Annotated in this window: 8 protein-coding genes and 1 CRISPR repeat array; all 8 genes read right to left on the bottom strand. The window is 69.0% G+C overall.

What is annotated here, in order from left to right:
* The first annotated feature begins 44 nt into the window (after positions 1-44).
* Positions 45-297: a CRISPR direct-repeat array (repeat unit 37 nt; unit sequence GCTTCAATGGAGCCCCATCTAAATGGATGGGGAAATC).
* Between the two features lie 173 nt (positions 298-470).
* A complete protein-coding gene (cas2, locus tag R2N01_RS09855; protein ID WP_316670695.1) occupies positions 471-755 on the bottom strand; it encodes a CRISPR-associated endonuclease Cas2 in 285 nt (94 codons plus the stop codon).
* 3 nt (positions 756-758) lie between these two features.
* On the bottom strand, positions 759-2,417 hold the full coding sequence (gene cas1, locus R2N01_RS09860; protein ID WP_316670697.1) for a CRISPR-associated endonuclease Cas1: 1,659 nt from the start codon (positions 2,415-2,417) through the stop codon (positions 759-761).
* Positions 2,414-3,211 (bottom strand): hypothetical protein, encoded by a 798-nt coding sequence (locus R2N01_RS09865; RefSeq protein ID WP_316670699.1) that lies wholly within the window; start codon positions 3,209-3,211, stop codon positions 2,414-2,416. Before R2N01_RS09865 ends, cas1 begins: the two co-directional genes overlap by 4 nt.
* On the bottom strand, positions 3,204-4,148 hold the full coding sequence (locus R2N01_RS09870; RefSeq protein WP_316670701.1) for a hypothetical protein: 945 nt from the start codon (positions 4,146-4,148) through the stop codon (positions 3,204-3,206). Before R2N01_RS09870 ends, R2N01_RS09865 begins: the two co-directional genes overlap by 8 nt.
* A complete protein-coding gene (gene cas3u / locus R2N01_RS09875; protein ID WP_316670703.1) occupies positions 4,133-6,961 on the bottom strand; it encodes a type I-U CRISPR-associated helicase/endonuclease Cas3 in 2,829 nt (942 codons plus the stop codon). The genes R2N01_RS09870 and cas3u overlap by 16 nt, the downstream gene beginning before the upstream one ends.
* Positions 6,954-8,369, bottom strand: a complete 1,416-nt coding sequence (gene csb2, locus R2N01_RS09880; protein WP_316670704.1) for a type I-U CRISPR-associated protein Csb2 — start codon at positions 8,367-8,369, stop codon at positions 6,954-6,956. The genes cas3u and csb2 overlap by 8 nt, the downstream gene beginning before the upstream one ends.
* Complete coding sequence (gene cas7u, locus R2N01_RS09885; RefSeq protein ID WP_316670705.1) at positions 8,369-9,796, bottom strand: type I-U CRISPR-associated RAMP protein Csb1/Cas7u; 1,428 nt, start codon at positions 9,794-9,796, stop codon at positions 8,369-8,371. Before cas7u ends, csb2 begins: the two co-directional genes overlap by 1 nt.
* A gap of 210 nt (positions 9,797-10,006) precedes the next feature.
* On the bottom strand, positions 10,007-10,264 hold a 258-nt coding region (locus tag R2N01_RS09890; RefSeq protein ID WP_316670707.1), incomplete at its 5' end, for a TOBE domain-containing protein.

The raw sequence follows: 10,264 nt of genomic DNA on the forward strand, positions 1-10,264 counted from the left end.
GGGGAAATGGTGTGCGAGGTTTTCGCCGCCTACGCCGCCCGGAAGCTTCAATGGAGCCCCATCTAAATGGATGGGGAAATCGCCGACGACGCGAACCTCTTCGCCCAGACAAAAGGCTTCAATGGAGCCCCATCTAAATGGATGGGGAAATCCGCGAGCATTTTCGAGAGTCCCGGGCGCGTCAATGCTTCAATGGAGCCCCATCTAAATGGATGGGGAAAGCGCCCAGGAGCCATGGGCCGGTCAGCCGATGCAGATATGCTTCAATGGAGCCCCATCTAAATGGATGGGGAAATGCTCCCACATTTCGTGGTACTTGACAAGCTGTGATGGCCCGAGCCACGAGCAGCACCGAGATCATGGGGTCATGGAAGGTCCTCTCTGTAAAGTTGTCAAGGCAAAACTGCTTCTGACAAGGCTGCGAGAGCTCCCGCGAGGCCGTCGCGGGAGTGAAGCGCTCGAAGCCTAGCTTACACGATGAGAGGGCCTTCCCGGGGGAGGCCCTTCGACAGGCCGATGATCTCGATGGGCGTCGTCCCCACCGCTCCCAGGTCGATGACGACAACAGAATCCTCCTCCAGCTCAATGATATCGGCCAGCAATTCGCGCCAAGCGAAGAGCTCAGCGCGCCTCAAATCGCACAGGAAGACGGAGTACTGCAGCCTCGTGCCGAAGTCCTCCATGAGTTTGACCGTCATGCGCAGCCTTCTCGGGTCCGCGATGTCGTAAGCGATCAGGTATCTTCGTCGCGCCATGACTTACCTGGTCACGAAGGGCGTATACTCGGGAATTTCTCCGATCAGCACGGCGGCTAGCAGGCGGGCCTGCACCTCGAAGCATCTCCGGTAGCTGACCCGATAACCGAACACCGGATGCGTTATCTCGGTCTCCAGCCTCCGTTCATAGGCGGCTATGAGCTTCTTCCGCCCGGGCTTCGTCAGCTGACAGCCGATGCCCCTGCGGATGAAGTCCTCCGGTCCGATCTCCCCGTTGTTGAGAACTTGGAGCACCACTGAGTCAGCAACCAGTGGGCGGAACTCTTCCGTCAAATCGAGCACAAGAGCGGGGCGACCGTAACGAGGCGCGTGGAGAACCCCTAGGTAGGGGTCGAGCCCCACGCTCAGGCATACCGCGACGAGATCCTTCGTGAGGAGCGCGTAGCACAGCCCGAGCAGGGCATTGACGGGGTCCGTGGGTGGGCGACGGGTCCGCCCATTGATGTCGAACTCCGAGCCGAACTCACCCCCGGGGCTGAGCATGCGGGAGAAGTTCCCGAAGTACAGCCGCGCGGCCGTGCCCTCGAAACCGAGCAACGCCGAGCGTGATTTCGCGCCCTCGGCAGCATTCGCCAGGTCGCGCATGCTGCCCAGCGTCCCCGGTGCGACCGAGGACTTCGCATTCCGACGCAGCATCGTGCGCTGGTTCCGTATCTTCCCCGAGATGATCCGACGGGCAATGATGACCCCGTCGGGGGACAGCACCTGCCTTCTCAGGAGCTGGACATGCTTGCTCGGACTGCCCTGCGCCCACCCATTGAGCCAGCCCCCGTAGCTCATCCACAGAACGGGCGCCCCTGCGGACAGGATACGGGTGATCGCCTGGGTGCTGATCTGGACGTGCCCGAACACGCACAACTGCGAGACGTCCAGCAAGCGGACATCGGCGAGTTCCTCGCCGTTCTTGCTGACGACGATGCGGCCACTCCTGGACGAGACATAGGCCCCCTGTTCGGTCACGTACAGAGGCCGGTCGTCGGGGTCCCGGGGAAGTACGCTCCTCTCGCCCACGGAGGACCGGTCGAGCAGAACGTTCGTCTCATCGGGAAGACACAGCCCCACCAACGAGCACCGAGGACACCGGGGACTGTCGACCAGGGGAGGGGGAGGCACGAGGGCATCGGCCAGTTCCCGGGCACCCGAGATCATTCTGCGCAGCTCGGCAGAGGCCTCGTCGTTCCACGGAACGGAGACCGTTCGATGCCCCTCGGCGTAGAAGAGCTCCGCATGGTCGACCCGGTACCCCGCTGCGTCGAGCAGCGCCGCATAGGCGAGCACTTGGGCACGGTCGGCCGGCCACGGTTGGCCGTCGGGCCGGGGATGCCCCTTCTTGTGGTCGACCGGGATGCTGGTGCCGTCGTCGTTGTCGACCCGGTCGACGACCGCGGAGAGCCCCCACCCCTCGTCGCTGAGGGCCACCGAGTACGAGGTGCGCGGCGCCGGCCCCCGGTCAGGATCCGGCCAGGGCATGCGACCGCCCCGGGAGTCCACCGACCGATGGGCGAACCCGCCCTCCACGGTGTCATCATTCGGCGCCCACCGCTGATCGACCCATTCGAGGTAGAACAGCCGCGGGCAGTAGACGTATTCATTCAGCATCCGCGCGGGCAACAACTCGGGCTGCGCGGCGTACGTGCTCATGACAGGCCCGGATCGCAGATCAAGCCATCGGCCAGCGGGACGAAACGGCCGAATCCAAAATGGCTGTGACGTCCCAGACAGACCGGACCGGCCAGGGGGACGTCGACCTCCATGCGTTCGATCCAGATCGCCTCGGAAGGGGGATCGCCCGGGTCCCACCGGGTCGTCCGATAATTCAATGCCGCCTTGCCGAACTGAAGAGCGATGAGCCTCACTGCACCCACCCCGTGGTAATAATCCAAGTACCGCTGCACGTCTTGTGCCACAACATCTTCCCACAATCGGGAGCGTTTGGTGTGCCGCGTCATCAGATAGGGAACCGACGACGCCCACACCGTGCTGGAACAACCGCCGCCCAGTTCCGGCAGGACATCAACGGCCGAGCCGACCCCGCTGATGCTCAGTTCGCCCGGCTGGAAACCTTTCTGTCTGAAGCTCGGGCGCGTCAGCCGCCTGACGCCCAGCGCCTGCTCGCGCTGCGCGGCCGCCAGCCCGGCGCGCGCCCACAGCGCGAGCTCCACGACGTTCCGGTTATCGTCCTCGAGCCACAGCCAGTGCGCGTGGGCGTGATAGCCGAAGCGCTCCTCGGTCTCGGGCCCGGCGCCGTGCCCGGTGAGCAGGAAGTCCTCCGGATCGGGGGAGCCCTCGAGCCCGGCCGCCACGAGATAGCGCAGCCGGTCGGTGGCGAGAATTCCAGCCCAGGCGGGGTAGGGGTGACGGGTGCGCAGCTCCCAGCGGATCGCGGACACCCGCCGGTCCGCCCGGGCCCCGGTCGGGGTGAGGGGATCAGTCATGCCATCCCTTTCCTTCACTCGCCAACGGCCCTTCCCAGAGGACCGACGCCGGCGAGAAGGACCCGCAACCACCTGAATCCGATCTTCTTCTGATATGCGCCGTCATGACTCGGAAGACCCCCGTTCTGAAGAGCGGCACCTGATCGGTCGGCCACTGGGACGCGATCAGCGTCCGCACCGCGTCGTCCGTCAGCGGCTCGGACCACAGGCCCCAGCGGAAGAGCCCCCTCTTCCAGGTGCCAGCCACGCAGGGAGGAGCGGAACGGCCGGGTTCGCGGATCACCGGGAACGCACTCAGACCCATCAGGGCCAGCCAGTCGGCCCCTGGAACCGTCTTCTTCTTCGTGCTGCTGGGCTCGGAGGCGCTCAAGGCGTACACGCGATCGTCCGTGACGTCCCACTTGAACGTCGGCAGTCGTTGATCATATCGCCACGGCCCCCACAAGGCCTCCTGCAGGTGAACCGACGTGACGTCCCGCTGGAGCCTGCGGGCGATGGTGAGGAACCGTTGCCGTCCAGCGGTGAAGTGCAGATCCGTGGGCTTGCCCTCGTTCTTTTTCATTCCCGCCATGCTCGCCTCTGCGACAAGGGCCGCCCCGAGCAGTGCGCTACGGCCGCCGTCGTCCGCACTGCGGCACGTGAGCAGATATTCCCGCTGGTCGGCGAGACCGAACTTGATGTCATCGGAGGACTTCTGTGTGCCCTGCAGGGCCGGCGCACCGGCCCAGGCCCGACGGTCCTCGTCGAGGGCCCCGACCAGTTCGTCGCGGTTCAGGGCAGTGTGCAGGAGGGGTCGGGGCAGTGGTTCGTCGGCCCAGGCCAGCCGAGGCCGGGTCTCCGGCCTGACCCGCCCCGCTGCGAGAAGGACACCGATGGCGGCGAAATAAGCCATCGGGTTCCGACCGTCGAGGCCGCTCAGCGTCAGAGGCGCGCCCATCGTGGTTCCCCTCCCCCCGCTGCGGCGCTCTCGCCGGAAGTTCCAGCCCCTCCGCGGCTCTCCGCCTCGCTGCGGCGGTGATCCGCCAGCCGGAGGATGGCCTCCAGCCAGGCCACCCCGTACCAGCCATACCGTCTCGTGAGAGCCACGAAGCGTTCCACCGAGGCCGCCCCGACTGTCCGATGGGGCAGATCGGTGCCGGCGGTGATCCGCGTGCCGCCGATCATCCCCCTCACCTGCCGGGCAGACGGGTCGTTAACGACAAGGGGAAGCGGCCGCGCCCGGCCGTGGTGAGTGGTGATGAGGTGCAGGACGAGATCCGAGTCGTGAGCCTGCTGGAGCAGCAGCTGGTGGGTCGCCGCCATCTCGGCGCTCAGGAATTCGTGACGCATCCCGGACGGGTAGACCCAGTGGGACCGCATCGGCCCCGCCGACTTGGCCAGCGGCTCCGGCGCGGCGGCTGCGGCCAGCCGATCGCCGTGCAACTCCTCCTGGAACCGGTCGTCCAGCTTCCCGAGATCGTGCAGCTCCCCCGCCAGGCGGAGGTCATCGATGGTCTCCTTGGGCAGCCCGCAGTGGCGTGCGAAGTCCTCGGCCACGGCACCGACGCCCCACAGGTGCTCCCGTAGAAGGACCTCGGCCCCCCTGAAGGAGTTCGCCCGATCCGACCCGCCCGGAGGGTGGGACCGCGCCGCCGGCCGGCGGTCGATGGCCCATCTCCGGTTCCCCTCGGGGCCGTAGGCGGCGATGTCGCCGCGTGCCACCGGGAAGAAGTCCAGGATCCGTTCGGCCACGGCCTCCGCCACGTCGTCGGGATCGCCGTCCGCATCCGCCCCGGCCCCGAGCACGGTCGGACCGAGACGGATGAGCGCGCCGCCCGGATCGCTGCCGCCGGAGGACGGAGTCCCGCGGACCGATCCGCAGAGCTCGTCGGCGATGTCCTCCACCGGCTCCGCGGAGTCCGGGCTCCAGACGCCCGAAGCCGAGAGCCCGCCGTAGGCGCATGGGACGATCAGCACGTCGCCGGGTGCGATGGCGGCTGAACGCACTCCTTCGACGCCGTCGGGTGTCCATCGCCAGGCGATCCTCCCGCCCTTCCCGTCGGACGAGTTCTCGCCAGTGGTACCCGCCCCGGCGGACACGTCGACGTCGGCCAGGACGCGGTCGAGGCGCTGCCGCCCCAGCCAGTGCCGGACCGCGGAAACGGGAACCTCGATCCGCTCGCCGTCCATGGGCGGCAGGAATGCGAGAGCCTCCTGAGCGAGAATCTCGTCGTCGGCGTCGACGTCCTTGCGCCAGAGCACCGACACGTCCTGGTCGGGTTCCCGGAAGCCGTGGAGGAATGGGGCGACCTCGGGTGCGAATCTCGGGTGGGGGTCGGTCCACGACAGCAGGTCGAGGTGGACCGGCATGAGTACGGCGGCGTGCTCCGGCGGGGTCTCGACGGCCGGGCCGAACTCGTCGGGGCGCAATGAGAGCGGACCAGCGTCGAACTCGTCCTGGCCGTGGCGCTCCTCCAGCTCCTTCCAGGTGGCGCGCAGGGCCCCGCCGTAGACCGGGTCGGGGCTCCTGCCCTCCAACTCGGCCCGGACCCCCACCACGAGGGCGCCCGCCACGGCCCCGGACGCCGCGACAAGGCCACGGCGGTCGAGGCGCCCGAAGCGCTGTCGCAGCGACGAGAGCGGGCAGACCTCGGTGATCAGCGCATCGAAGCTCAGATCGGCCCCCACCTCGATGCACTGGGTCGCCACGACGAATCGGCGCCCGGCCCGCCGGGCGGCCGCCGGGTCGGCCCAGTCGAACGCCAGCTTCTCGTTCTCGCAGCGCTCCTGGGCGCGCATCCTGCCGGTCAGGACGACGGACTGCTCGCCCAGCTCGTCGAGCACGCGCCCGATCTCTGAGGCGGTCGCCACCCGGTTGACGACGACCCCCACCGTCCCGTCCGTGACGGGCAGTTTCTTGAGCAAGCCGGGCAGGGCCGCCGACCAGGCCTCCCGGGCTGTCTGGCGCTTCGTGCCGATGGGCACCAGCCGGGCCCGTTTGGGGGCAGAGACCCTTTTGGCGAGCTCGCTGCCGTCGTTCTTCTCTTCGGGGACGAGGGCGAACCTGCGGCCCTGGTCGCCCACCGGTGTCGCCGACATCTGGACGACCTGCCAGCGGCTGGGGCACGGGCCGCGCACACCGTGCGCCTCCTCCTGGAGGTACCGCAGGGTCTCGGCGAAAGCCGTGCTCAACTGCACCTCGTCGAGCAGCACGAGGCAGTCGTTGCCGGTGAGGCCGGCATGGACCGGCTTCATGGAGGGGCTCACCCCGTAGCCGTCGAAGAGCAGTCGGGAACCGAACTGGTCGACCGTCGAGACGATGACCGCGGGCTGATCGGGGCGTCGTGCCCACTCGCCCCCGACGACCGCATCGCCCCTGTCTCCTCCACGCAACCCGTCCACGTCGAGCGGCTCCCCGCCGCCGGTGTGCGCCGAGAGGCGTTCAGCGACGGAGCGCAGCGGCGACGGTCCGGCCGCGTCGAGGCTCCCGCGCAGCGTCCGGGCCAAGGCGCGCGCATGCCCGGCCGTCTGATCGACGACGACCCGGCGGTCGACGACGAACACCACCCTGCGGGGGAAGACGCAGGGTTCGAGGGCGAGGCAGTAGACCGCCACGTCGAGCGCACTGGTCTTCCCGGCCCCGGTGGGCAGGTCGATGACATCCGGCCACTTCCTGTCGGCCAGCACCTGGTGGGCGAGCCGGCACTGCCAGCGGTGCGGAGGCCTGTGCCAGGCCTCCTGGTAGAACTCCTCGAACAAGATCTCAGGCATGCCGGCCTCGCAGAGGTTTCATGAGCCCCAGCCCCAGACGACTCCCCACGCCCAGCAGCAACGGCCCCGTCACCGGGGCGTCCAGATGGATTCGCGCGTGGGTGAGGAACATTCGCCTCCCGTTGTGCTGGAACGATGGGTAACCCCGCGCCGGAACGGTCCCGCTCAGCGGTGGGGCGGCCGAAGCACTGACTCTTCGGGCACGAGGCAGACCCACGGCGGTAAGAGCATCGGCGATCCAGCTCTCCACCCCGGCCCATTCCGGCTCCGTGCGCGGTCGCCGGAGCGGCACGGCGATGGGGGTCGCCGTGGCCCAGTCCCGGTGACCGGTCGGGTCGTCCCCCCACGTGCCGGGTTGAAGCGTCCTCAAGGGCTTACGGGCCGTCCTGACGAATCGGACGCGGTCAGCCCCCGCACGCACCGAGCCCTCGTCCCCGAGCCAACCGGCCAGGCACGCGCGGAGAGCCGCCTTCTCGGGATCGGGCATGACCCGGGGGATGATGGCTGCGGCTCCCAGCAGGTCGCCGCTGCCGTGAGGACCCACTCTGGGAAGCCCGATGAGGCCGGCCCCGTCGAGTGCTCGGGGACTGCACCCCGGCCGGGCCCCGAGCGCCGCATGCCAGGCGAAGGTGAGACTTATCAGCGCCTCCGGGCGGATCCCCCGCCGCGTTCCGGCGCCCTCGGCGAAGAGCTCGAAGGCGTACCATTCACCGGCGCAGGATGGCACGCAGACGGCCTGGGGCTGCCGATCGACCGTACCGCGTCTCGCGTAGACGGTCCGGGTGTGGGGAAGAGAACGGGGAACGCTCGCCCTGTGCCGGCGGTGCTCCGACTCGAGGGCCTTGAGCTGACCGGGTGCCACCGTGCGCAGTGCGTCATCCTCAGGAGCAGGAGTCGGGGACGGCACATGGGTCGGTTCATCGGGAAGGTCGACGAGGGTGCAGTTGACCAGGCTGGACGAGTGCCCGAGCCTGGCGACTCGCGCCAGGAGGCCGTCGAGGATCGACCGGTCCGACTGCGACCACTCCGCCCGCGGCCAGATGTACTGGACGCAGTCGCACACGCCGGCGCCCGGTCGGTCCGGGTGGGCGCCCAGTGTGCAGGAGGGGAAGGTGCGTGGCTGCTTCCCACGGTGCCCCGGATGGGAACTCCTACCGTTGACCGGGACGTAGTGGGTGCGGACCGTGCGCGGCACGGCCTCGGGCGCGCTGAGCTGGGGCGGGCCGAGGTGCTCCAAGCGCTCGAGGACGGCCCGCTCGGCGTCATCCGGCTGCTCAGCGCTGCCCCAGGCGTCCGCGAGCGCCGAGAAGAGCCTGGCAGGATGCGGCGGCCACTCGCAACGGTCGCGATCGTCGTGCGCGGTCGCCGTGTAGCGCCCCGTCAGGAACTGCACGGACAGGGCGAGCATCAGTCCCCGCCGCCCTCGCCGGGGACGACGCTGCTGAGCTGGGCCCGGCTCCGGCGAATGAGGTCCTTCAGTTTCGGGGCCGGGACCAGGCGCGTCTGCTCAGCGGGCCACCCCATGCCGGCGCCCGCTGCCGCCTCGGAGGCCGCGCGCAGCAGCTCGGCCGCATGGTCGGCGGAGAGCTCGAATTCCCGGGTCGTGGTGCCGTACCGCGGGAGCATCTCGAGAACGGGTGCGGCCTCGGGGATGAGCAGGCACCGCGACCGGAGGTCGTAGTCCTGCTCACGCTGGTAGGCGATGGCGGCCACGGCGAGGGCGGCCAGCGCGGTGCGCGCCGCAAGTTCGGCCGTGGCCCGTTCCTCGCCCTGCAGCGGGCTGTCGTCGACGGCCCGGGGGAAACGCAGTTTGCGCAGCGCCGCGAGTGAGAGCACGGTCGTCTGGACGGCGCGGGAGACCGTGACACCACCGGAGGCTTCGTTCAGTGACGGAGTGACGTTCCCGTGGTTGATCGCCGCCGGCCTGCCGGAGTCGCCACCGTGCTTGATCTTGAACTCCACGGGCCTGCCCCTCTCCCGCTTGGCCAGGGCCTCGTCCAGGGTCCACCGTTCATCGGGGTCCTCGGCCTCGTACACGACCGCGGCGGAACGCGCGATCTGCAGCGGGTCGACGCGGCTGCCAACGCTGATACCGGGCTGGGCGTCCTCGCCGACGATCTCGGACACCAGCGCGCGCTGGAACCTGGCACCCAGACCCCCCTTGGGGCCCGTCGAGTCCCACATCCCGAAGACCAAGGCGTGCGGCGCCGCCGCATACAGGGCCGTGGCGGCATCGGGCGTGGCATCGGTGACTCGCCGGCCCAGATCGGAGAGGCGGAAGAGCGTGCCGTCGAGCATGCTGTCGCGGAAGACGGCGTCCGCAAGGCGATGCGGCGCCTGAAGAGCACTGATGCGGCCGAGATCGGCGAGGTCCTCGCTCTCCGTGAAGTCGACGTAGGGGTTGGGGAAGGCCAGCTGCCCCGACTCGAGCCCGCTCAACAGCCCCAGCTCCATACGATTGGCCTGGTCGGCCACCGAGGCCAGCAGCACGGCCCGGCACGTGCGCCCGTCCACCAAGCGGTCCTCGACCGCATACTTCGTCTCAGCTCTGTCGGGCACGCCATAGGTCGGAGGGAAAACCTTCGACCCAGGACCGCCGGCGGGTTGCAGGACGGCGCGGGACCGCAAGGCGACCGCACCCCCTGAAACGGCCTCGCGCAGTACGTCATAGCTGAGCTGAGTCATTGGTCCGCTCCTTCTCCTGGGAAGATCACCGGTGGATCGCGTCAACCGTGAGGCGTCCCCGCCTATGAGAAGGATTCTGGCACTCGGCACCGACAAACCCGGCGATCCGCACCGGTCGCTCCCCGGGAGCCCGCGCCCGTCCTTCGGCATGCGCCCGGATCGAGATCGACCGATCTCAGCTGTGACATGTCCAGCCCGTTCCGTGCAGGGCTCCGGGTCCGAACCCCTCGCAACCGGCCGGTGGCCTTGAGATTCAGGAGACCGTCACCGGGCTCCCCTCGGTGGCGGGAGCAGGACGCAGAAACCATTGTGTCAGTAACAGATCTCGTTGTAAACACGTTCTCCCCCTTGCGGACCGGCTCACGCCAGCGGCACCGCCCGCACCTGCGTCGCCTTGACGACGGCCCACAGGCGCCCGCCCACCGGAGCGCCGAGCTCGGCCCAGGCGACCGTCGTGACGCGGGCGCGGACGAGCACCCCGCCGTCGAGCCTCAGCCGCACGGCGACCAGTCCGCCCGTCTCGTCGACGGCCTCGACGGTGCCGGGCAGGACGCTGCGCGGGGAGCCGGACGGCGGCTCGGCGTGCAGGCCGACCGCCTCGGGCGCGAAGATCATGGC

The sequence above is a fragment of the uncultured Propionibacterium sp. genome, assembly GCF_963539965.1.
Classification (GTDB): Bacteria; Actinomycetota; Actinomycetes; order Propionibacteriales; family Propionibacteriaceae; genus Propionibacterium.

Excerpts from the sequence above, each read along its gene's own strand:
- cas2 (WP_316670695.1), bottom strand. The coding sequence starts at position 755 with ATGGCGCGACGAAGATACCTGATCGCTTACGACATCGCGGACCCGAGA.
- cas7u (WP_316670705.1), bottom strand. The coding sequence starts at position 9,796 with ATGCCGAAGGACGGGCGCGGGCTCCCGGGGAGCGACCGGTGCGGATCG.
- cas3u (WP_316670703.1), bottom strand. The coding sequence starts at position 6,961 with ATGCCTGAGATCTTGTTCGAGGAGTTCTACCAGGAGGCCTGGCACAGG.
- R2N01_RS09870 (WP_316670701.1), bottom strand. The coding sequence starts at position 4,148 with ATGGGCGCGCCTCTGACGCTGAGCGGCCTCGACGGTCGGAACCCGATG.
- R2N01_RS09865 (WP_316670699.1), bottom strand. The coding sequence starts at position 3,211 with ATGACTGATCCCCTCACCCCGACCGGGGCCCGGGCGGACCGGCGGGTG.
- csb2 (WP_316670704.1), bottom strand. The coding sequence starts at position 8,369 with ATGCTCGCCCTGTCCGTGCAGTTCCTGACGGGGCGCTACACGGCGACC.
- cas1 (WP_316670697.1), bottom strand. The coding sequence starts at position 2,417 with ATGAGCACGTACGCCGCGCAGCCCGAGTTGTTGCCCGCGCGGATGCTG.